Below are 21836 nucleotides of genomic sequence, written 5' to 3'. Positions count from 1 at the left end.
CCCTAGTGCCCCTGGGTGATGACCTCACCGGCGACCCGCCTGCCCCCCGACGCGACGGATCGATGAGGAGAACTCTGCCGGGCCGCGATAAACGAATGATGAACGGCCCCCGGAGGCACCCGGGTTCAGGCCGCCGCCCGCGCCGCCAGCAGCGCCCTGACCTCGGACGCCTCCGGCACCGCCAGCTCCTCGTAGATGTCCAGCGCCTCCTGCCAGCACACCTGGGCGCGGCCCGACTGCCCGATGCCCGCGAGCGCCCGGCCGAGCACGGTGAGGACCTGGCCCCTGCGCCAGTCGCCGCCGATGCCCCGGAGCACCGTCAGCGCCTTCTCGGCGCACGCCGCCGCCGCCCCGTAGCGCCGGGCCGCGATGTCCACCTCGGCGATGCGGAAGAGGCTCATGCCCTCCCACAGCCGCTGGCGGCAGTCCATGAAGACGGCGAGCGCCTCGCGCAGCCGCTCCCCGGCCGCCGCGAGCTGTCCGCTCTGGGTGAGCGCGAGACCCAGGGCGTACCGCCCGTTCGCTCCCCGCAGGGCGTGCCCCATCTCGTCGTACATGTCGACGCCCTGCTGCGCCATCCGCGCGGCGTCCTCCTGCCGGCCGGTGGCCAGCCGGATGCGGGAGAGGTTGCAGAGGGCCGCGGCCTCGCCGGCCCGGTCGCCGGCCCGGCGGAACTCGTCTATGGCCAGGGTGAGATGTCGGTCCCCGTCCTCGTAGCGCGTCTGGTAGAGCGCGATGGCCCCCCGGGCGTTCGAGGCCCAGCAGGTGGGCAGCGGGTCGTCGACGGACCGGGCCATCCGGACGACGTCCTCGGCCTCCTGCTCCGCCTGGTCGAAGCGGCCCTGGTGGTGGTGGACGTAGGCCAGGGTCAGCGCCGCGCGGCCCTCCGCGCGGACGTCGCCGGCCGCGTCCGCCGCCTTCCGCAGCGCCCGCGCGACCGCCTCGTACTCCCGGGAGTTGGCGCCCGACTCCGCCAGGTCGAGCGAGGCCCACAGCAGGTCCACCCCGCGGCGCAGGGTGGCCGGGGAGGACGCGGACTGGCGGACGGCGGCCAGGAGGCAGTTCGCCTCGGCGTACAGCCAGTCCTCGGCCGTGTGGCGGTCGGTGAAGGCGAGGCCCTGGTAGGCGGTGGGGGCGAGGTGGTCGACGAGGCGGTCGCCGGGGCGCTCGATGGCGTACACCCGGGCGGCCGTCGAGAGGTAGAAGTCGAGGAGGCGGGAGAGCGCGGCCTCCTTCTCCGAGGGCGGCTGCTCGTCGCGGTCCGCGCACGCACGCGCGTAGAGGCGGACGAGGTCGTGGTAGCGGTAGCGGCCGGGGGCGGCGGACTCGACGAGGGAGGTGTCGACGAGTGCCTCCAGGAGGTCCTCGGTGTCCCGGAGGGGAAGGTCGAGGACGGCGGCCGCGGCGGCGAGGGAGATGTCCGGGCCGTCGGCGAGGCCGAGCAGGCGGAAGGCGCGGGCCTGGGCCGGTTCGAGCTGGCCGTAGCCGAGCTCGAAGGTGGCCTTGACGGCCAGGTCGCCCGCCTGGAGCTCGTCGAGGCGCCGGCGCTCGTCGGCGAGCTTGGCGGCGAGGACGGAGACCGTCCAGGTGCGGCGGGCCGCCAGGCGGGACGCGGCGATGCGGATGGCGAGGGGCAGGAAGCCGCAGGCGGCGACGACGTCGAGCGCGGCCTCCCGCTCGGAGTGGACCCGCTCCTCGCCGACGATCCGGGTGAAGAGCTGGAGCGCCTCCTCCGGGGACATCACGTCGAGGTCGACGAGGTGGGCGCCCGCCAGGTCGACCATCCGGATCCGGCTGGTGACCAGCGCGGCGCAGCCCGCCGTGCCGGGGAGCAGGGGCCGGATCTGGGCGGCGTCGCGGGCGTTGTCCAGGAGGACGAGGACGCGGCGTCCGTCGAGGGTGGAGCGGTAGAGCGCGGCCCGTTCGTCGAGGGAGGCGGGGATGGCCCCGTCCGGGGTGCCGAGGGCGCGGAGGAAGGAGCCGAGGACCGTCTCGGGCGCGGCGGCGCGGTTTCCGGCGCCCTGGAGGTCGACGTAGAGCTGGCCGTCCGGGAAGTGCGGCCGGGCCTCGTGGGCGACGTGCACGGCGAGCGTGGTCTTGCCGACGCCGCCGATGCCGGCGAGGGCCGAGACCGCCATGACGTGGCCCTCGGCGGTGGCGAGCCTGCTGCCGAGCTCGCGGACGAAGGAGGCGCGGCCGGTGAAGTCGGGGACGGTCGCGGGCAGCTGGGCGGGGCGGGCGACGGGCGCGGCGGCCGGGGCGGCCTCCTCGACGGGGCGGGCGAGTTCGGCGTCGGCCTGGAGGATGCGCTGCTGGAGCCGGGCGAGTTCGGGGGTGGGGTCGACGCCGAGTTCGTCGGCGAGGAGCCGGCGCGTGTCGGCGTAGACGGCGAGCGCCTCGGCCTGTCGTCCGCTGCGGTAGAGGGCGAGCATGAGCAGCTCGCGGAGCCGCTCGCGCAGCGGGTGCGCGGCGGTGAGCGCGGTCAGTTCGGCGACGGCCTCGGCGTGGGCGCCGACCTCCAGGTCGATGTCCAGCCGGGTCTCCAGGAGGGTGAGCCGCCACTCCTCCAGGCGGGTGCGCTGGGTGTCGGCGTACGGGCCGGGCACGGAGGCGAGCACCTCGCCGTCCCACAGGTCCAGGGCCTCGGCGAGCCGGGCCCGGGCGCCGGCCCGGTCGCCGCCGGCCCTCAGCTTCTCGGCCTCGGCGGCGAGTTGCCGGGCGGTGGTGACGTCGAGGGCGGCGGCTGGGGTGCGCAGGGCGTAGCCGCCGGACTCGCTGACCAGGACGTCGGGGTCGAGGGCCTTGCGCAGGCGCGAGGCGTAGGTCCGCACGGCCGCGAGCGCCTGGGAGGGGGACTCCTCTCCCCAGAGCGCGTCGATCAGTTCGTGGGCGGTGGCGGTCCGGCCGCCGCGCAGGAGGAGGGCGGCGAGCAGGGCGCGCTGCTGGGGTGATCCGGTGGGCACGGGCTCGCCGTCCCGCCAGGCCCGCACGGGTCCGAGCACGGCGAACCGGAGCCGGCCGGGGGCCGGTTCCCCGGCCGTCGTGGTGTCCGCGGCCGTCGTCCCGCCGGCCGGTGTGGTCGCACCCGGGGACGCGTCCGCGTCCGCGGTCGCCGCGTCCGTGGCCGCCGGGCCCGTCTTCGGAGCCCGCTGCACCGGAACTCGCGGCCCGTTCTCACGGTCCATCGCTCCCCCTGCCCGTACCGCTGGTTTCGCCCAGGACAGTCTGCCTTGTCCGGAGGGGCCCGTCAGCATCGGGTGGGCCGCAGTACCGCCGCCGGGCGAGCCGGCACCGCCCTGACAGCTGACGGACCGTCAGATCAACGCTACCGTGAAGGACATGGAGACCTTCCCGAAGATCATCTCGGTGGACGACCACACCGTGGAGCCCCCGCACGTCTGGCGGGACCGGCTCCCGTCCCGGTACCACGACACCGGACCCCGGATCGTCCGCGCCCCGCTGAAGGAGATGACGTTCCTCGGCGGCAGGTTCGCCCCGGTCATGGGGGCGAAGGGCGACGACGGGCCCGTCGGCGACTGGTGGGTGTACGAGGACCTGCACCGGCCCCTCACCCGGCTCGACACCGCCGTCGGCTACGACCGCGACGAGATACGGCTCGAAGTCATCACCTACGAGCAGATGCGGCCCGGCTCCCACTCCGTGCCCGACCGGCTCGCCGACATGGACGTCAACCACGTCCAGTCCGCGCTCTGCTTCCCGACCTTCCCCCGCTTCTGCGGGCAGACCTTCACCGAGGCGTCCGACCGCGAGCTCGGCCTGCTCTGCGTCCGCGCCTACAACGACTGGACGGTCGAGGAGTGGTGCGGGCCCGAGGCGCACGGCCGGCTGATCCCGCTCACCCTCATCCCGCTCTGGGACCCCGAGCTCGCCGCCGCCGAGGTGCGGCGCAACGCGGCGCGCGGCGTCCGGGCCGTCGCCTTCTCGGAGATCCCGCCCCACCTCGGGCTGCCCTCGGTCCACACCGACCACTGGGACCCGTTCCTCCGGGCGTGCGACGAGACCGGGACGGTCATCGCCATGCACATCGGCTCCTCCAGTCGCATGCCGTCCACCTCGGCGGACGCCCCGCCGGCGGTCGGCTCCACCATCACCTTCGCGAACTGCTGCTTCTCGATGGTCGACTGGCTGATGAGCGGGAAGTTCGAGCGCTTCCCGAACCTGCGGATCATGTACGCGGAGGGGCAGATCGGCTGGATCCCGTACATCCTGGAGCGCGCCGACGTCGTCTGGGAGGAGAACCGCGGCTGGGGCGGGGTCGCCGAGAAGGTGCTGCGCCCGCCGTCCGAGCTCTTCGCGGACCACGTCTTCGGCTGCTTCTTCGACGACGCCTTCGGCCTGCGCAACCTCGACGCCATCGGCGCCGGCAACGTCCTCTACGAGACCGACTACCCCCACTCCGACTCCACCTGGCCCAAGTCCCGCGAGGTCGGCGAGGCCCAGATGGGCCACCTCCCCCCGGAGGTCGTCGAGCGGATCGTCCGCGGCAACGCGATCGGCCTGCTGGGACTGACGCCGGAAGGGCTGTGGCGGCCCTAGTCGCGCGTCCCGCGGCCGGGCTTCCCTCCTTCGGCGGGGGAGCCCGGCCGTTCCGTCGCCCGGATGGCCCAGTGGGCGGCTCCCCTGATGGCGGAGGGTGATCGAGTGCGCGCAAATGGTAATCAAGTGTGCGCTTCTTGCACATCACGAGAAAGCCAGTGGACGCCCTTCGGGGTGCCCACGAACGGAGCCTGTGACATGACCCCCCACCCCCTCCCGCACCTTCACTCCGCGGACGACGACACGGAACCCGACGGCATAGAACCGACCGCAGAGCCCCGCCCGGGGCCGTCCCGCGAGCCGGTGGTCCCCCCGTCCCCGACGCTCGACGAACCTCCCCTCCCCGACCGGCCGCCGGCGTCGCCGGTGGAGCTGGGGTCCCCGGCCGCGACGGCGCCCCCCGCCGCACCGAAGTCCCCCGTCGCGGCGGCGGTTCCCCTCGTGACCGGGCCGCCCTCCGCCCCGAGGCCGCAGGCCGCCGGACACGGTCCCGAGGCTCCCGGGGTCACCGCCCCGCAGGCCCCGGAAGCGTCGCAGGCCCCGCAGAACCCGCAGGCCCCGCAGACCTCGCAGGCCCCGCAGTCCCCGAAGGCGGCGGAGGTCCCGAAGGCCGCCGAGGTCCCGAAGCCGGCGGAGGCATCGGGCGCCACGCCGCCCCGACCCGACGGTGAGGCGCCGGCCCGCGAGGAGGCCGGCGACGAGGCGGTCCACACGCTCCTGCGGACCGCGGCGACCGAGCGGCCGGTGGAGGAGGTCGCCGCCCTGGTGGCCCGCCTCCAGGAGTCCGGCGAGCTCGCCAGCCCCGCCGACGTGGCGCTCCGCGCGGCGGCCGTCACCCGCCCGCTGGACGAGGTGCGCCGCCTGCTCGTGCTGCTGAACGCGTCCGGCTACGACCTCCACGAGGCCGAGACCACCCTGCGCGCCGCGGCGGTGGGCAGGCCCATCGAGGACGTGGTCCGGCTCGTCGGCATCCTCGGCGCCGACGGCGGCGACCGGCGGTCCACCGGGGGTGCGGACGCCGGGGCGAAGCCGAACGCCGCACCCGGGAAGCCTGGCCGCGCGCGCGTCGGCGGGGCGGCCGCCCCGGCCGCGGCCGCCGCGACCGTCGCGAAGAAGCCCGGCCGGGGCGCCGCCAGGGGCGGGAGGTCCGCCCTGGACGGCGGGCTGGCGGCGAGCCCCAGCCATGTCGCCACTCCCGCACTGCGGTCCGTGCTGCGCTGGCCCGCCGCGCTCGCGCTGTTCGCCTGCGGCCTGATCCATCTGCCGACCGATCTCGCGGGCCTGCGCTCGGGCGGCGACGCCCAGGCGCTCTCCGTGGTCGTCACGGTGCTCTGCCTGGCGTGCGCGGTGTGGCTCGCGGCCAGGGACACCCTGATCGCCTGGGCCGCGGCCGCGGGTACCGCCGTCTTCGTCATCGCGGTGCACGGAGTCGCGGGCGCGCGCACCGTCGAGCTGCTGAGCGACAGTCTCGGCACCACGTTCGCCTGGGCGAAGGCACTGGCGCTCCTGAGTGCCGTGGGCATCGTCTGCCTGGCCGCCTCGGCCCTGGTGCGCCACGCGAAGGCGTCCGGCGCGACGGACGGCGCCTGACGGCGTCCGGCCCTCCCGGCGCACCGGAGGGCGAGGACGAAGATCCGCCCCCGCCCGGGCAGCTCCCCGCTGCCCGGGCGGGGGCGTCGTCGTGCCGCCGGCTCCTCCCCACCCCTTGCCTGATGGAGCGTCAGGTACGAGCATGGGCCCTGCTCGCATAAGTGACGGTGCGTCAGATCAGGGCCGTGTGCCCGGGGTCGAGGAGGGTTCTTCGTGGTCGTCTACGGGATGCAGCTGCCGGTCCAGTCGCAGAGCGCGATCTACGCCGAGCCCTGGGAGGCGGGCGCCGGGCCCGCCGACCTCCTCGCCGTCGCCCGCGCCGCCGAGGACCACGGATTCGACTACCTCGCGAGCTGCGACCACGTCGCCATCCCCCGGCGGCTCGCCGGGGCCATGAGCACCGTCTGGTACGACCCGGTCGCCACGCTCTCCTATCTCGCCGCCGCCACCGAGCGGGTCCGGCTGCTCTCGCACGTCGCGGTCGTCGGGCTGCGCCACCCGCTCGTCACGGCCAAGGCGTACGCCACCCTCGACCACCTCTCCGGCGGCCGGCTGGTCCTGGGGGTCGGCGCCGGGCACGTCCAGGAGGAGTTCGAGGCGCTCGGGATCGACTTCGCCCGGCGGGGCGCCGTGCTCGACGAGACCCTCGACGCGCTGCGGGCGGCGCTCGGCCCGGAGGAGTACCCCGAGCACTTGGGGGAGCGGTTCGCCTTCAAGGACCTGGGGCAGCTGCCCCGGCCCGCGCAGGAGCGCGTCCCGCTCTGGGTGGGCGGCTCCTCGCCGGCCGCCGTGCGCCGTGCCGCGCTCAGGGGCGACGGCTGGCTTCCGCAGGGCGACCCGCGCGACCGGCTCGCCGAGCAGATCCGGTCGCTGCTGCGGCTGCGGGCCGAGGCCGGCGTCACCGCGCCCTTCACCGTCGGCGCGATCGCCGAGCCGCTCTACGTCGGCACGCCCGGCTGGTCCGTCGGCCGGCGCACGCTGACCGGGCCCCCGGAGGAGCTCGCCGCCTCCCTGCGGGCGTACGGGGAGATGGGCGTCCACCAGATCCAGGTGCGGTTCCGGTCCCGGAGCCGCGGCGAACTGACCGACCAGATGGCGGCCTTCGGCACGGAGGTCGCCCCCCATCTGAACTGAGGAGCGTGGCAGGCATGGGCAAGCTCGACGGGCGGGTCGTCCTCGTCACCGGCGCGGCGCGCGGGCAGGGCGAGCAGGAGGCCCGGCTCTTCGCCGCCGAGGGGGCGAGGGTCGTCCTCGGGGACGTCCTCGACGACGCCGGCGAGGCGCTGGCCAAGGAGCTGGGCGAGGACCGGGCGGCCTACGTCCACCTGGACGTGACCCGGGAGGAGGAGTGGGCGGCGGCGGTGACCGCCGCCAAGGAGCGGTTCGGGAAGATCGACGGGCTGGTGAACAACGCCGGCATCCTCCGCTTCAACGAGCTCCTCTCCACCCCGCTGGAGGAGTTCCAGGCGATCGTGTCGGTCAACCAGACCGGCTGCTTCCTCGGCATCCGCACGGTCGCACCCGAGATCGCGGCGGCCGGCGGCGGGACCATCGTCAACACCGCCTCGTACACCGGACTGACCGGCATGGCCGGGGTCGGGGCGTACGCGGCCTCCAAGCACGCCGTCCTCGGGCTCACCCGGGTCGCCGCCCTGGAGCTGGCCGCGCGGAACATCCGGGTGAACGCGGTCTGCCCGGGGGCGATCGACACCGCGATGAGCAACCCGGAGGGCGTGGACCCGGCGGCCACGGCGGAGCTGTACCGCACGCTCGTGCCGCTGGGGCGGATCGGGCGCCCGGAGGAGGTGGCGGCCCTCGCGCTCTTCCTGACCGGCGAGGAGTCCGCGTACATCACCGGGCAGCCGTTCGTGATCGACGGAGGCTGGCTCGCGGGCGTGAGCCTGTTCTGAAAGCACTGACCTGACGAGCCGTCAGGTATTGACGCACCCACCCCGTGGTGCGACAGTCGGGCACATCACAGATCTGACGGATCGTCAGAAACGATGAGGACGGTGAACCCCCTTGGAATTCGGGATCTTCGTACAGGGATACGTCGGCAAGCGCGCCGAGACCGATCCCGAAGCCGAGCACAAGGCCCTCATGGAAGAGACCGAGTACGTCATCCAGGCGGACAAGTCCGGGTTCAAGTACGCCTGGGCCTCCGAGCACCACTTCCTGGAGGAGTACTCGCACCTCTCCGCCAACGACGTCTACCTCGGCTACCTCGCCCACGCCACCGAGCGCATCCACCTCGGCTCCGGCATCTTCAACCCCCTCGCGCCGGTCAACCACCCGGTGAAGGTCGCCGAGAAGGTCGCCATGCTCGACCACCTCTCCGGCGGACGCTTCGAGTTCGGCTCCGGCCGCGGCGCGGGCTCCCACGAGATCCTCGGGTTCATGCCGGGCATCACCGACATGAACCACACGAAGGAGCTGTGGGAGGAGACCATCGCCGAGTTCCCCAAGATGTGGCTCCAGGACGAGTACGTGGGCTTCCAGGGCAAGCACTGGTCGCTTCCGCCCCGCAAGGTGCTGCCCAAGCCGTACGGCAAGTCCCACCCCGCCATGTGGTACGCGGCCGGCTCCCCGCCCTCGTACGCCATGGCCGGCAAGAAGGGGCTCGGCGTCCTCGGCTTCAGCGTGCAGAAGGTCTCCGACATGGAGTGGGTCCTCGACTCGTACAAGACGGCCATCAAGGAGGCCAAGGCCGTCGGCGACTTCGTCAACGACAACGTCATGGTCACCTCGACCGCCATCTGCGCCGAGACCCACGACAAGGCCGTCGAGATCGCCGTCGGCGGCGGCCTCAACTACCTCCAGTCCCTGCTCTTCCGCTACCACGACACCTTCCCCCGGCCCGAGGGCGTCCCCGAGTGGCCCGAGCTCCTCCCCGAGTACTCCGCCGAGATCATCGAACTCCTCATCCAGGAGGAGCTCATGATCTGCGGCGACCCCTCCGAGGTCCTCGCCCAGTGCAAGCGCTGGGAGCAGGCCGGTGCCGACCAGCTCTCCTTCGGCCTCCCCATCGGGATCTCCTACGAGGACACGATGAACTCGATCCGTCTCATCGGCGAGCACGTCATCCCCAAGATCGACACCGATCCCGTCCACCGCACCACCCGCTTCCGCCAGTCCGCCGGCAACTGACCCCTGCCCCTACCCGGTGCCTCCGCCCGGGTGGGCCCGCACCGGGCCAGGGCCCCGGGCCCGCCCCCCGCCGTGTGGGCAATCGTCCCGCTGGGGCGGGACGGGTGGGCACACGGGACGGCGCGCTCGGCCGCGCCTGCGCCCCTTGTGCCTGGACCCGCACCGGCGGTGCGCCGCGCATGGGGTGCGGGCCCAGGGCGCGGAAGCCTAGGCCCGGCAGGGGGCGCCGTCCGTTGTGCCCACCCGTTCCGCCCCAGCGGAACGATTGCCCACAACGGGGGGGGCACCGGACCGCCCGGCGGAGCGAATGCCCGCAGCGGGCGGGGCCCGGCCCGGTCGCGGGCGGCGGGACCGCAACAGATGAGCGCGGGGGGTGTCTTCCCGGACCACCGCCCCGTATCGGCCCCGGCCGGAGGCCGTTCCGCGGCGGCCCCCGGTCCGGGGCACACCCGCGTCCACGGACAGCACGGAGAGAGAGGGACCGCCATGCTCGACCATCTGATCAAGGGCGCCACCGTCGTGGACGGCACGGGCGCCCCCGCCTTCACGGCCGACGTGGGGATCCGGGACGGACGGATCGCCGTCGTCGCGGAGCCGGGCACGGTGGGGGAGGAGGCGCGGACGTTCGAGGACGCGACGGGCCTCGTGCTGGCCCCCGGTTTCGTCGACCCGCACACGCACTACGACGCCCAGCTGTTCTGGGACCCGTACGCGACGCCGTCGATGAACCACGGCGTGACCACGGTCGCCGGCGGCAACTGCGGCTTCACGCTCGCGCCGCTGCATCCGGACCGGCCGGAGGACGCCGACTACACCCGCCGCATGATGTCGAAGGTGGAGGGCATGGCGCTGGCGGCCCTGGAGGACGGCGTCGACTGGAGCTGGTCGTCCTTCGCGGAGTACCTGGACGCCCTGGAGGGCCGGATCGCGGTCAACGCGGGTTTCATGGTCGGTCACTGCGCCCTGCGCCGGTACGTGATGGGGCCGGACGCGGTGGGCGGGCAGCCGTCGCCCGGGCAGCTCGACCGGATGGTCGCGCTCCTGAAGGAGGCGATGGAGGCGGGGGCCTGGGGGCTGTCCACCACGCAGTCCTCCACGCACTCGGACGGCGACGGCGCCCCGGTGGCGTCCCGGCACGCGGGGCCCGAGGAGCTGATCGCGCTGTCTCGGGCGGTCGGCGAGCACGAGGGCACCCAGCTGGAGGCCATCCTGGCGGGCTGCCTCGACCAGTTCTCCGACGCCGAGATCGACCTCTTCGTGGAGATGACCGCCGCCGCCGGCCGGCCCCTCAACTGGAACGTCCTCACCATCGACGCGGCCGTCCCCGAGCGGGTGCCGCGCCAGCTGACCGCCTCCGAGCGGGCCCGCAAGTCCGGCGGCCGGATCGTGGCCCTCACCATGCCGATCCTCACCCCGATGAACATGTCCCTCGGCACCTTCTGCGCGCTCAACCTCATCCCCGGCTGGGGCGAGGTCCTCGCCCTGCCGGTCCCGGAGCGGATCGCGAGGCTGCGGGACCCCGGGGTGCGGGCGGAGATGCTGCGGCGCGCCGACTCCAGGGAGGCGGGGGTCTTCCGGCGGCTGGCGGACTTCGGCCGGTACGTCGTCGGCGACACGTACAGCCGGGAGAACCGGGGCCTGACCGGCCGGGTGGTGCGGGACATCGCCGCCGAGCGCGGCCAGGACGCCTTCCAGTGCCTCGTCGAGATCTGCGCCAACGACGACCTCCGGACCGTGCTGTGGCCGATGCCCCGCGACAACGACCCGGCCTCCTGGGAGCTGCGCAGGGAGACCTGGGACCACGAGGACGTCCTGCTGGGCGGCTCGGACGCGGGCGCGCACCTGGACCGGATGTGCGGAGCCCCGTACACGACCCGGTTCCTCGGCGACTGCCTGCGCGGCCGGAGGCTGGTGCCGCTGGAGCGCGCGGTGAAGATGCTCAGCGACGATCCGGCCCGTCTGTTCGGGCTGCGCGAGCGCGGCCGGGTGGAGGAGGGCTTCCACGCCGACCTCGTCCTCTTCGATCCGGAGCGGATCGACGCGGGCCCGGCGACCCTCGTGCACGACCTGCCGGGGGACAGCCCGCGGCTCGACTCGCGCGCGGTGGGCATCGTGTCGGTCCGGGTCAACGGCGTGGAGACGGTACGGGACGACGAGGTGACCGGCGCGGTCCCGGGGAAGGTGCTGCGCTCCGGACGGGACACGAGGACGGTGGCGACGCGATGACGCGTACGGAGAGGCTCTTCATCGGCGGCGAGTGGGTCGAGCCCGCCGGCGGGCACTACGAGGTGATCGACCCGGCCACGGAGGAGGTCGTCGGCCTCGCCCCGGAGGCGTCCCGCGCCCAGGTGCACGAGGCGGCCGCGGCGGCCCGTGAGGCGTTCGGGACCTGGTCGCGCACCCGGCCGGAGGAGCGGGCGGCGATCCTGGACCGGGCCGCGGACCTGATGGCCCGCGACGCAGAGGCGAACACGCTGCTGGCCCGCGCCGAGACCGGTGCCACCACCGGCACGGCCCGCGGCATGCAGGTCGCGGTCGGCGCCTCCCGCTTCCGGCGGTACGCGCGGGGGGCGATGGAGCCGGTCGAGCAGGCGCTGCCGCCGCAGATCAACGAGGCGGGGCCGATGGGGCGGGCCGGTGTGTTCGGCGCGGTGGCCGTCCGCCGCCCGGTCGGCGTGGTCACCTGCATCACCTCGTACAACAACCCCTGGGCCAACCCGGCGGGCAAGATCGCCCCGGCGCTCGCCATGGGGAACACGGTCCTGGTGAAGCCCGCCCCGCAGGATCCGCTCTCGGTGTACGCGATGACCCGGGCGCTGGAGGAGGCGGGGGTCCCGGCGGGCGTGGTGAACGTCGTGACGGGATCGGCACGGGAGGTCGGCGAGGCGGCGGTGGACTCCCCGGACGTCGACATGGTCTCGTTCACCGGTTCCACGGCCGTCGGGCAGGCGATCGGCGAGGTCTGCGGCCGTGCGCTCAAGCGGCAGCTGATGGAGCTGGGCGGGAAGGGCGCCGCGCTGGTCTTCGACGACGCGGACCTGGACGCGGCGGTGACGGGGATCGGGACGACCTTCGCCTTCTACAGCGGCCAGATCTGCACCGCCCCGACCCGGGTGCTGGCCCAGCGCGGGGTGTACGAGCGGCTGGTCGAGAAGCTGACCGGCTATCTGGCCTTCATGAAGGTGGGGGACCCGGCGGAGAAGGGGACGGTGGTCGGACCGGTGATCTCGGCGGCCCACCGCGACCGGGTGGAGGCGTACGTGGAGCTGGGGCGCAAGGAGGGGGCCCGGGTCGTCGCGGGCGGCGAGCGTCCCGACTTCGCGAAGGGCTTCTACGTGGCCCCGACGCTCCTCGCCGACTGCACCAACGAGATGCGGGTGGTGCGGGAGGAGATCTTCGGCCCGGTCGTCGTGGTCGTCCCCTTCGACGACGAGGAGGAGGGCGTCGCGCTGGCCAACGACAGCGACTACGGCCTGATCGACTACGTCTGGTCCGGGGACGTGGCCCGGGCCTTCCGCGTGGCCGCCCGGCTGCGGGCCGGCGGGGTGGGCGTGAACACCATCGGCCGGAACATGGAGGCGCCGTTCGGCGGCTTCAAGAAGAGCGGTGTGGGGCGGGACGTGGGCTCGTACGCGCTGCACGCGTACAGCGAGCTGCAGGCGGTGGTCTGGCCGGGGTGAGAGCCGCCCGGAAAATTCCTCGGGAAAATTTGTAAACGGACATTCGGGACAGTGCTGCGGTTCCCGCATATCGGACACGCGTGGGCCGACCTACCGGTTGGTCGGCTCATGCGGGTGGTCGATCTTTCAATCATTGGCGAGTGCACCTTTCGACCCGTCCAATGCAAGGCGATGATCGATCAAGTGAGCGGACTCTGATCTTCCGGATATGGAAACCGCAGCATTTAACGTCCTGTTCATGACTCAGGTGGACGTGCGGCCGCAGGCCGGAGACACGGTAAGGGGCTCCGACGCCCCGAGCGGCGCCCCTGGTGTGCGCACCAAGGGCCTCGGCGGAAACTCCGTCGGACTCCTCGGCAGCGCCGTCATCGGCATCTCGACCGTCGCGCCCGTCTACTGCCTGACCTCCACGCTCGGCTCCACCGCCGGCGAGGTCGGCCTGCAGATGCCCGCCGTCTTCCTGGCCGGCTTCCTCCCGATGCTCCTGGTCGCCTTCGCGTACCGGGAGCTCAACAAGGTCATGCCCGACTGCGGCACCTCGTTCACCTGGACCGTGAAGGCGTTCGGGCCGAAGATCGGCTGGATGTGCGGCTGGGGCCTGGTGATCGCGACGATCATCGTGCTGTCGAACCTCGCGGGCGTCGCGACCTCCTACTTCTGGCTCCTCGCGGGCGAGATCAGCGGCAGCGACTCCCTCGCGGCCCTGGACGACAACAAGGCCGTCCACATCCTCACCTGCCTCGCGCTCATCGCCGTCGCCACCGCGATCAGCTACCGCGGCATGACGGCCACCAAGGGCCTCCAGTACACCCTCGTCGGCCTCCAGCTCGTCGTCCTCGCCGTCTTCATCGGGATGGCCCTGTCGAAGGCCGGCTCCTTCGAGACCTCGGTCGACTTCTCCTGGTCCTGGATGAACCCCTTCGCGGTGCAGTCCTTCGCGGCCTTCACCGCCGGACTCTCGCTCTCGATCTTCATGTACTGGGGCTGGGACGCCTGCATGGCGTCCAACGAGGAGACCACCGGCAGCGCGAAGACCCCCGGCCGGGCCGCGCTCATCGCGATGGTCGTCCTGGTCGGCTCCTACCTCGCCACCGGCGTCGCCGCCCAGATGGTCGTCGGCTCCGGCGACCAGGGCCTCGGCCTGGCGAACCCGGAGACCTCCGACAACGTCTTCGCCGCCCTCGCCGGCCCCGTCATGGGCCCCGGTCTCGGCATCCTGCTCTTCGTCGCCGTCCTCGCCTCGGCCGCCGCGAGCCTCCAGACGACCTTCATCCCGGTCGCCCGCACGGTCCTCGCGATGTCCACGTACGAGGCGCTGCCGAAGTCCTTCACCAAGGTCCACCCGGTCTTCAAGACCCCTGGCAAGGCCACCATCGTCGCCGGCGTCGCCACCGGCGCCTTCTACACGGTGATGACCCTCGTCAGCGAGCACGTCCTGGTCGACACCATCTACGCCCTCGGCCTGATGATCTGCTTCTACTACGCGCTGACGGCCTTCGCCTGCGTCTGGTACTTCCGCGGCGAGCTCTTCCGCTCCGCCCGCGACCTCGCCTTCAAGGGCGTCCTGCCGGCGCTCGGCGGCCTCATGCTGACCGCCGTCTTCGGCAAGACGCTCTACGACATGTGGGACCCGGCCTACGGCTCCGGCTCCGCCGTCCTCGGCGTCGGCTCGGTCTTCGTGATCGGCGTCGGCCTGCTGCTCCTCGGCGTGGTGGTCATGCTGGTCATGCAGCGCAGGAGCCCGGCGTTCTTCCGGGGCGAGGTCCTGACGAAGGAGACCCCCTCGCTGGTCGTCGCCGACTGACGGCGCGGACGCGTCCGCGTCCCCAGAAACGCGAAGGTGGCGGGCCCGTGGGGGGTCCCGCCACCTTCGTGCTCCCGCGGTGCCGCTCAGTGCCGGCCGGGCAGCAGCCGCTCCACCGCCGCGTTGGCCGGCGGCAGGTCCGGGCCGCCGGCCGGCTTCGCCTTGGGGGTCAGGACGCCGCTCAGCGGCACGACGGACGGCAGGTTCATGCCGCCGGTGTCGGCCGTGGCGGTGCCGGCGGCACCGATTGCGCCGGTCGCGGCGAGACAGGTCAGGGCTGCTGCGGTGAGGATCCTCTTCATGCCCGCACCAACGCGGACGCCCCCGGTCCGGTTACTGCCTCCGGCCGCGGCCTCCGCCTCCGCCGCCGGCTACCAGGACTGGCCGGCCGGCTGGCGGGTCGTCGCGTTGAGCCGGTTGAAGAGGTTCGTGACCCCGAGCCACGCCACGATCTGGGCGAGCTGCTGCTCGTTGTAGTGGCGCGCGGCCTCCTCCCACACCGCGTCCGGCACGGCGTCCGGACGGTCCGCCAGCCGCGTCGCGTGCTCGGCGAGGTCGAGCGCCGCCCGCTCCGCGTCGGTGAAGTACGGCGCCTCCCGCCAGGCCGCCACGGCGTGCAGCCGCTCGGCGGTCTCGCCGTCCTTCTGCGCCTTCTGCGCCCCGCCGACCACGCAGAACCCGCAGTTGTTGATCTGGCTGGCCCGCAGGTGGATCAGGTCCAGCGTGCTGGAGGGCACGTCGCTGCCGGCCTGCACGGCCTTGATCAGCTGGAAGATCGCGGGGCCGACGTCGGACAGGACGACGGCGGGGTTCGGGATGCGAGCGGTCATGGGGAGCTCCTTAGGATGCGTGCATGTACGGGGAAACGAACTGGTCGCTCCGCCCGGTCCGGACGGCTGACGTGGAGGTCATCGCCGAGCTGCGGGCGGAGGTGATGCGGGAGGACCTGGAGCGGCTCGGCCGCTACGACGAGCACCGGGTGCGGCAGCGGTTCCGGGACGGCTTCTCGCCCGAGCACACCTCGGTCGTCGAGGTGGACGGCGCCTTCGCCGGATGCGTGACCGTGCGCCCGGACGAGAGCGGCGAGGGGCTGTGCCTGGAGCACTTCTACCTGGCCCCCGGGGTCCAGGGGCGCGGCCTCGGGACGGCGGTGCTGCGCACCCTGCTGGACCGCGCCGACCGCACGGAGGAGCCCGTCGGCCTCGTGGTCCTGCAGGGCAGCGCCGCCCGCCGGCTCTACGAACGGGAGGGCTTCACCCTCGTGTCCGAGGACCCGGTCGACGTGCTGATGGTGCGGCGGCCGCGCGGCGGTGCGCCGGCTACACCGCCGCGCCCGCGGGCTGCCGGACGGTGACGTTGAGACGGTTGAAGAGGTTGGTGATCCCGACCATCAGCACGATCGAGGCGAGCTGCTTCTCGTCGTAGTGGTCGGCGGCCGCGTCCCAGACGTCGTCCGGCACCGCGTCCGTGGCGTCCGCGAGCCGGGTCGCGGCCTCGGCGAGCGCGAGGGCCGCGCGCTCCTCGTCGGAGAAGAACGGGGCCTCGCGCCAGGCGGCGACGGCGAACAGCTTCTCGTCGCTCACGCCGGCCTTCCTGGCGCTCTTCGCGCCGAAGTCGACGCAGAAGCCGCAGTTGTTGATCTGGCTGGCCCGCAGGTGCACGAGCTCCAGCGTCGACTCCTCGACGCCCCCCTGACGCGCGGCCTTCACCAGGTTCATGATCGCCGGCGCGGCGTCGGGAAGGACGTAGGCGGGGTTCGTCATGCGGGCCTTGGGCTCGTGCAGCGCCATGGTGATCGCTCCTCAGCGTCTCTCGTCTTCGCTTTCACAGCACTGACGGAGCGGACGAGGACGATGTGACAGCTCGCGCGAACTTTTTCCGAGGAAATTTCGAGACCGGCCCTGACCTGCGTCTACGCCTCCTCCGGTTCGGCGATCAGGGCCGTCGCGACGGTCCGGAAGCCCAGCCGGCCGTACAGCCGGGCCACGTCCGCGTCCGACGCCGTCAGGAACACCAGCTCCACGCCCCCGGCCCGGGCGTCCGCGACCAGGGCGGCCGTCACCGCGAGGCCGAGGCCCCGCCGCCGCGCCGCGGGCACGGTGCCGACGCCCACGACCTCGGACACCGCCCCGACGGGCTGGTGCTGGCCGGCCGAGAGGGCCCGGCCGCCTTCGAGGGCCGCCGCGAGCCGGGTCAGGCCCGCGTCGATGCGCTCCGCGATCCGCTCCGCGGTGCCCGGCTGCGGGGCCGCGCCGAAGGCCGCGAACGGGGCGGCGACGGCCGTCGCCAGCGCGGGATCGTCCGCGCCGACCATCCGCACGGCCACCCCGTCCGGCTCCGGCACCGCGACCCCGTCGCCCTCCAGGACCATCAGCGGGTGCTCGTGGACGGTGAGCCCGCTCGCCTCCACGGCCGCCCGCAGCCCCGGCGTCGTCTCCGCCACCCACTCGAACGCCTCGGGCACCCCCAGCTCGCGCTGCCGCGCCCGTACGGCCTCCACCGCCCCGACGCCCACCTCGCCCTCGTGGCCCAGGGCCGGGCGCGCGTAGTACGGCCAGCCCTGCCCCTCCTGGACGAACAGGGTCAGCGGCCCGAACTCCTCGGCGCGCGCGGAGGAACGGGGAACGGCGTCGTAGTACGTCTCGATTCGCTTCAGCACCCGGCCACGGTAGGGGGAGGCGAGGGGCGGCGCAGGCGGTTTTCGGCGCACCGGAACCACGCTCGGGCATGACCACGTCATCAAGCGCGACCGGATGACGAGGGGGAGCCGTGAGCCGTACGAGAAACGCCTGTCCGGGCTGCGACCGCGACGACCTGGTGCAGGCCGTGCCCGCCGTGTACCTCGCGGGCCGCGACGCCGTCACCCGCCGGGAGCGGAACCGCGACGGCGACCTGCGCACCGTCACGCGGACCGTGACCACCGGCCTCTCCGACGCCCTCGCGCCGGTGCCCGCGCCGCCGACGTACGGGATCGGCTGCCTCGGCGTCCTCGCGGGCGCCGTCTCCGTCGGGACCTTCCTGGGCGGGGTCCTCGCCGGCAAGTGGTTCCGCGACGACCCCGCGCACGAGCCGCCGGGGCTCGGCGGCTGGCAACTGCCGCCGCAGGACGTACCCGCCGATCCACCCGCCTACGCGTTCCTCGGCTGGATCTCCGCCCTCGCGTTCGCCGCCGCCGTCGTCGCGTTCGCCGTGGCGGCGCGCCGCCGGGCCGCCTTCACCCGCGTCACCCGCCGCCGCCACCGGGCCGAGGAGCTCTGGTCGCACGGCTGGTACTGCCACCGCTGCGGCACCGTCCACTTCGAGGACGCCCCCGGCGAGGACCGCACCCCGCTCACCCTCCAGCGCTTCCGCGAGAAGGTCTGGGAGCACGGCGGCTACGGCGACCTGGCCGCCGAGCAGCGCGCCGTGGACCCGGCCCGCTCCTGACGGTCCGTCCGTCCCGCCTCTCGGAAATCCCGGCTCCACGCCCTACCGTGCCCGTATGCGGATCTCGACCACGATCTTCCTGACCGACGAGACCATCACCCCGGTGCGGCTGGCGCGCGAGCTCGAAGAGCGCGGTTTCGCCGGGCTCTACCTTCCCGAGCACACCCACATCCCCGTCGAACGGACCACACCGTGGCCCGTCGGCGGCGAGCTGCCCCGGGAGTACGGCCGCACCCTCGACCCCTTCGTCGCCCTCGGCCAGGCCGCCGCCGTCACCGAACGGCTCGGGCTCGGCACCGGCGTCACCCTGCTCTCCCAGCACGACCCGATCGCGCTCGCCAAGCAGATCGCCACCCTCGACCACCTCTCCGGCGGCCGCCTCACCCTCGGCATCGGCTACGGCTGGAACCGGGAGGAGGCCGCCGACCACGGCGTCGAGTGGTCCACCCGCCGCACCCTCACCAGCGACCGGCTGGAGCTGATGCGCGCCCTGTGGGCCCCCGAACCCACGGCGTACACGGGCGGGACCGGCGACTCGGTGCGGGCCTCGCACGCCTGGCCCAAGCCCGTGGGCGGCGCCCCCCGGATCCTCCTCGGCGGCGCCGCCGGCCCCCGGCTCTTCGACCGGATCGCCGCGCAGACCGACGGCTGGATGCCGATCGGCGGCCGCGGCCTCGGCGAGTCCCTGCCCGTCCTGCGCGAGGTCTGGGAGCGGGCCGGACGCGACCCCAAGTCCCTGCAGCTCGTCCCGTACGCCGTCCTCCCCAGCCCCGGCAAGCTCGCGCACTACGCGGAGCTCGGCTGCGAGGAGGTCGTCCTGCAGCTCCCGCCGGGCGACGAGGCGGAGGTGCTGGGCGTCCTGGACGCCTACGCGCGGTACCTCTGAGCGCGGGCGGGGGGACCTTCCTGCGGAGACTCGAACACTCCCCGCCCCACCCGCTCGTATGCTCGGTTCATGACTGATCACCAGGGGACCCGGCCCACCGAGAACGCCATGCGACGCGCCCTCCGGCGGGCCAGGGACGGGGTCGCGCTCGACGTCGCCGAGGCGGCCGTGCTGCTGCGGGCGCGCGGCGACGACCTGACGGACCTGGTGGCGTCCGCGGGGCGGGTCCGTGACGCGGGCCTGGAGGCCGCGGGACGGCCGGGGGTCATCACCTACTCGAAGAGCGTGTTCATACCGCTCACCCGGCTCTGCCGGGACAAGTGCCACTACTGCACCTTCGTGACCGTCCCCGGCAAGCTCCGCCGGGACGGCCACGGGATGTTCATGTCCCCGGACGAGGTCCTCGACATCGCGCGGCGCGGCGCCGAACTCGGCTGCAAGGAAGCGCTGATCACCCTCGGCGACAAGCCCGAGGACCGCTGGCCCGAGGCCCGCGAGTGGCTCGACGCGCACGGGTACGACGACACCATCGCGTACGTCCGGGCGATGGCGATCCGGATCCTGGAGGAGACCGGGCTGCTGCCGCACCTCAACCCCGGCGTGCTCTCCTGGACCGACTTCCAGCGCCTCAAGCCGGTCGCGCCGTCCATGGGGATGATGCTGGAGACGACCGCGACCCGCCTGTGGTCGGAGCCCGGCGGCCCCCACTACGGGTCCCCCGACAAGGAGCCGGCGGTGCGGCTGCGGGTCCTGGAGGACGCCGGCCGCTCCTCCGTCCCCTTCACCTCGGGGCTGCTGCTCGGCATCGGCGAGACCCTGGAGGAGCGGGCCGAGTCCCTGTTCGCCCTCCGGAGGGTGGCGCGGGCGTACCACTCGGTGCAGGAGCTGATCATCCAGAACTTCCGTGCCAAGCCGGACACGGCCATGCGCGGGATGCCGGACGCCGAGCTCGACGACCTGGTCGCCACCGTCGCCGTCGCCCGGCTCATCATGGGCCCCTCCGCCTGCCTCCAGGCACCGCCCAACCTGGTCGACTCCGAGTACGAGCGGCTGATCGCCGCCGGCATCGACGACTGGGGCGGCGTCTCGCCGCTCACCATCGACCACGTCAACCCCGAGCGCCCCTGGCCCCGGATCGAGGAGCTGGCCGCCCGCTCCGCCGCCGCCGGCTTCGAGCTGCGCGAACGGCTCTGCGTCTACCCCGAGTTCGTCACCCGCGGCGAACCCTGGCTCGACCCCCGGCTCCTCCCGCACGTGCGGGCCCTCGCCGACCCCGAGACCGGCCTCGCCAACCCCGACGCGCCCGTGCGCGGCCTGCCCTGGCAGGAGCCCGACGAGGCGTTCACCGCCGCCGGCCGCACCGATCTCCACCGCACCATCGACACCACGGGCCGCACGCACGACCGCCGCGACGACTTCGACGAGGTCTACGGGGACTGGGAGTCGCTGCGCGAGGCCGCCGCGCCCGGCATGATCCCGGAGAGGGTCGACGCCGACGTCCGCGAGGCGCTCTCCGTCGCCGCCGACGACCCGACGCGGCTCACCGACGCGCAGGCGCTCGCCCTGCTGCACGCGGACGGGCCCGCGCTCGACGCGCTCACCCGGATCGCCGACGACGTCCGCAGGGCGGCCGTCGGCGACGAGGTGACGTACATCGTCACCCGGAACATCAACTTCACCAACGTCTGCTACACCGGCTGCCGCTTCTGCGCCTTCGCCCAGCGGCGCACCGACGCCGACGCGTACACCCTCTCCCTCGACCAGGTCGCCGACCGCGCCGAGCAGGCGTGGGACGTCGGCGCCGTCGAGGTCTGCATGCAGGGCGGCATCCACCCCGACCTGCCGGGCACCGCCTACTTCGACATCGCCCGGGCGGTGAAGAAGCGCGTCCCCGACATGCACGTGCACGCCTTCTCCCCGATGGAGGTCGTCAACGGCGCCACCCGCACCGGTCTGTCCATCCGCGAGTGGCTCACCGCCGCCAAGGAGGCCGGACTCGACTCGATCCCGGGCACGGCCGCCGAGATCCTCGACGACGAGGTCCGCTGGGTCCTCACCAAGGGCAAGCTGCCCACGGCCACCTGGATCGAGGTCGTCACCACCGCCCACGAGCTGGGCATCCGGTCCTCCTCGACCATGATGTACGGGCACGTGGACCAGCCCCGGCACTGGCTCGGCCACTTCCGCACCCTCTCCCGCATCCAGCAGGAGACGGGCGGCTTCACCGAGTTCGTGACGCTCCCCTTCATCCACACGAACGCGCCGGTCTACCTGGCCGGCATCGCCCGCCCGGGCCCGACCGCACGCGACAACCGCGCGGTCATCGCGATGGCCCGCCTCCTGCTCCACCCGCACATCCCGAACATCCAGACCAGCTGGGTGAAGCTCGGCACCGAGGGCGCCGCCGAGATGCTCCGCTCGGGCGCCAACGACCTCGGCGGCACCCTCATGGAGGAGACGATCTCCCGCATGGCCGGGTCGAGTTACGGCTCCTACCGCTCGATCCGCGATCTGGAGGCGATCGCGGAGGCGGCAGGCCGCCCGGCCCGGCCCCGTACGACGCTCTACGGCGAGGTCCCCGAGGAGCGCCGGCGCACGGCGATCGCCTCCGACGGCCACCTGCCCGAGCTCCTGCCGCTGGTGCAGGAGTAGCGAGCCGGGGGAGGAGCGAGCCCGGGGAGGAGCGGAGCCGGGGGAGGAGTGAGCCCGGGGAGGAGCGGAGCCGGGGGAGGAGTGAGCCCGGGGA

The 21836-nt window shown here is 73.6% G+C and carries 17 protein-coding genes; 12 read left to right on the top strand and 5 right to left on the bottom strand.

Annotated elements, in window-relative coordinates:
* Window positions 1–125: 125 nt before the first annotated feature.
* A complete protein-coding gene (locus AB0424_RS24840; RefSeq protein WP_366308728.1) occupies window positions 126–3185 on the bottom strand; it encodes a BTAD domain-containing putative transcriptional regulator in 3060 nt (1019 codons plus the stop codon).
* Window positions 3186–3339: 154 nt separating this feature from the next.
* Between AB0424_RS24840 and AB0424_RS24835 the strand changes: the two genes are divergently transcribed.
* The 8 genes from AB0424_RS24835 (at window position 3340) to AB0424_RS24800 (ending at window position 14778) form a co-directional block, all read left to right on the top strand.
* Window positions 3340–4557, top strand: coding sequence for an amidohydrolase family protein (locus AB0424_RS24835; protein WP_366308727.1), 1218 nt, complete (start codon window positions 3340–3342; stop codon window positions 4555–4557).
* 441 nt (window positions 4558–4998) lie between these two features.
* Window positions 4999–6147, top strand: a complete 1149-nt coding sequence (locus AB0424_RS24830) for a hypothetical protein (protein ID WP_366308726.1) — start codon at window positions 4999–5001, stop codon at window positions 6145–6147.
* A gap of 213 nt (window positions 6148–6360) precedes the next feature.
* Entirely contained in the window at window positions 6361–7281 is a 921-nt protein-coding gene (locus tag AB0424_RS24825) for an LLM class F420-dependent oxidoreductase (RefSeq protein ID WP_366308725.1), read from the top strand.
* 14 nt (window positions 7282–7295) lie between these two features.
* Window positions 7296–8057: an SDR family NAD(P)-dependent oxidoreductase gene (locus tag AB0424_RS24820; RefSeq protein WP_366308724.1), complete on the top strand. Its 762-nt coding sequence runs from the start codon at window positions 7296–7298 to the stop codon at window positions 8055–8057.
* Window positions 8058–8169: 112 nt separating this feature from the next.
* Window positions 8170–9294, top strand: a complete 1125-nt coding sequence (locus AB0424_RS24815) for an LLM class flavin-dependent oxidoreductase (RefSeq protein WP_366308723.1) — start codon at window positions 8170–8172, stop codon at window positions 9292–9294.
* Between the two features lie 486 nt (window positions 9295–9780).
* The gene (locus AB0424_RS24810) at window positions 9781–11520 is read left to right on the top strand and encodes a D-aminoacylase (protein ID WP_366308722.1); all 1740 of its coding nucleotides are present in this window, start codon (window positions 9781–9783) and stop codon (window positions 11518–11520) included.
* Entirely contained in the window at window positions 11517–12974 is a 1458-nt protein-coding gene (locus AB0424_RS24805; RefSeq protein ID WP_366308721.1) for an aldehyde dehydrogenase family protein, read from the top strand. The genes AB0424_RS24810 and AB0424_RS24805 overlap by 4 nt, the downstream gene beginning before the upstream one ends.
* Before the next feature lie 238 nt (window positions 12975–13212).
* Window positions 13213–14778 (top strand): APC family permease, encoded by a 1566-nt coding sequence (locus AB0424_RS24800; protein ID WP_366308720.1) that lies wholly within the window; start codon window positions 13213–13215, stop codon window positions 14776–14778.
* A gap of 86 nt (window positions 14779–14864) precedes the next feature.
* Here AB0424_RS24800 and AB0424_RS24795 read toward each other — a convergent pair whose 3' ends face one another.
* Together AB0424_RS24795 and AB0424_RS24790 are read right to left on the bottom strand one after the other, a co-directional pair.
* Window positions 14865–15080, bottom strand: a complete 216-nt coding sequence (locus tag AB0424_RS24795) for a hypothetical protein (RefSeq protein WP_366308719.1) — start codon at window positions 15078–15080, stop codon at window positions 14865–14867.
* Between the two features lie 69 nt (window positions 15081–15149).
* A complete protein-coding gene (locus AB0424_RS24790; RefSeq protein WP_366308718.1) occupies window positions 15150–15608 on the bottom strand; it encodes a carboxymuconolactone decarboxylase family protein in 459 nt (152 codons plus the stop codon).
* Between the two features lie 23 nt (window positions 15609–15631).
* Here AB0424_RS24790 and AB0424_RS24785 point away from each other — a divergent pair, with 23 nt between their 5' ends.
* The gene (locus AB0424_RS24785; RefSeq protein ID WP_366308717.1) at window positions 15632–16132 is read left to right on the top strand and encodes a GNAT family N-acetyltransferase; all 501 of its coding nucleotides are present in this window, start codon (window positions 15632–15634) and stop codon (window positions 16130–16132) included.
* Here the strand turns inward: AB0424_RS24785 and AB0424_RS24780 are convergent.
* A complete protein-coding gene (locus AB0424_RS24780; RefSeq protein ID WP_366308716.1) occupies window positions 16098–16568 on the bottom strand; it encodes a carboxymuconolactone decarboxylase family protein in 471 nt (156 codons plus the stop codon). The two genes, AB0424_RS24785 and AB0424_RS24780, sit on opposite strands and share 35 nt — an antisense overlap.
* Before the next feature lie 122 nt (window positions 16569–16690).
* The gene (locus tag AB0424_RS24775; protein WP_366308715.1) at window positions 16691–17437 is read right to left on the bottom strand and encodes a GNAT family N-acetyltransferase; all 747 of its coding nucleotides are present in this window, start codon (window positions 17435–17437) and stop codon (window positions 16691–16693) included.
* 110 nt (window positions 17438–17547) lie between these two features.
* Between AB0424_RS24775 and AB0424_RS24770 the strand changes: the two genes are divergently transcribed.
* The 3 genes from AB0424_RS24770 to AB0424_RS24760 all read left to right on the top strand — a co-directional run bounded on the left by AB0424_RS24770 (window position 17548) and on the right by AB0424_RS24760 (window position 21742).
* Window positions 17548–18204, top strand: a complete 657-nt coding sequence (locus tag AB0424_RS24770) for a hypothetical protein (protein ID WP_366308714.1) — start codon at window positions 17548–17550, stop codon at window positions 18202–18204.
* A 55-nt stretch (window positions 18205–18259) separates the two neighbouring features.
* Window positions 18260–19090 carry an LLM class F420-dependent oxidoreductase gene (locus tag AB0424_RS24765; protein WP_366308713.1) on the top strand — a complete coding sequence of 277 codons (831 nt, stop codon included), beginning with the start codon at window positions 18260–18262 and terminating at the stop codon, window positions 19088–19090.
* A 69-nt stretch (window positions 19091–19159) separates the two neighbouring features.
* Entirely contained in the window at window positions 19160–21742 is a 2583-nt protein-coding gene (locus tag AB0424_RS24760; RefSeq protein WP_366308712.1) for a bifunctional FO biosynthesis protein CofGH, read from the top strand.
* Window positions 21743–21836 lie beyond the last annotated feature (94 nt).

Source organism: Streptomyces sp. NPDC051180 (genome assembly GCF_040689545.1).
Taxonomy (GTDB): Bacteria; Actinomycetota; Actinomycetes; order Streptomycetales; family Streptomycetaceae; genus Streptomyces.
The sequence above is the reverse complement of the archived record's forward strand: the minus strand, read 5'-3'. Positions and strand labels throughout refer to the sequence as shown.

Excerpts from the sequence above, each read along its gene's own strand:
- AB0424_RS24810 (WP_366308722.1), top strand. The coding sequence starts at position 9,781 with ATGCTCGACCATCTGATCAAGGGCGCCACCGTCGTGGACGGCACGGGC.
- AB0424_RS24820 (WP_366308724.1), top strand. The coding sequence starts at position 7,296 with ATGGGCAAGCTCGACGGGCGGGTCGTCCTCGTCACCGGCGCGGCGCGC.
- AB0424_RS24765 (WP_366308713.1), top strand. The coding sequence starts at position 18,260 with ATGCGGATCTCGACCACGATCTTCCTGACCGACGAGACCATCACCCCG.
- AB0424_RS24795 (WP_366308719.1), bottom strand. The coding sequence starts at position 15,080 with ATGAAGAGGATCCTCACCGCAGCAGCCCTGACCTGTCTCGCCGCGACC.
- AB0424_RS24760 (WP_366308712.1), top strand. The coding sequence starts at position 19,160 with ATGACTGATCACCAGGGGACCCGGCCCACCGAGAACGCCATGCGACGC.
- AB0424_RS24835 (WP_366308727.1), top strand. The coding sequence starts at position 3,340 with ATGGAGACCTTCCCGAAGATCATCTCGGTGGACGACCACACCGTGGAG.
- AB0424_RS24780 (WP_366308716.1), bottom strand. The coding sequence starts at position 16,568 with ATGGCGCTGCACGAGCCCAAGGCCCGCATGACGAACCCCGCCTACGTC.
- AB0424_RS24790 (WP_366308718.1), bottom strand. The coding sequence starts at position 15,608 with ATGACCGCTCGCATCCCGAACCCCGCCGTCGTCCTGTCCGACGTCGGC.
- AB0424_RS24840 (WP_366308728.1), bottom strand. The coding sequence starts at position 3,185 with ATGGACCGTGAGAACGGGCCGCGAGTTCCGGTGCAGCGGGCTCCGAAG.
- AB0424_RS24800 (WP_366308720.1), top strand. The coding sequence starts at position 13,213 with ATGACTCAGGTGGACGTGCGGCCGCAGGCCGGAGACACGGTAAGGGGC.
- AB0424_RS24785 (WP_366308717.1), top strand. The coding sequence starts at position 15,632 with ATGTACGGGGAAACGAACTGGTCGCTCCGCCCGGTCCGGACGGCTGAC.
- AB0424_RS24805 (WP_366308721.1), top strand. The coding sequence starts at position 11,517 with ATGACGCGTACGGAGAGGCTCTTCATCGGCGGCGAGTGGGTCGAGCCC.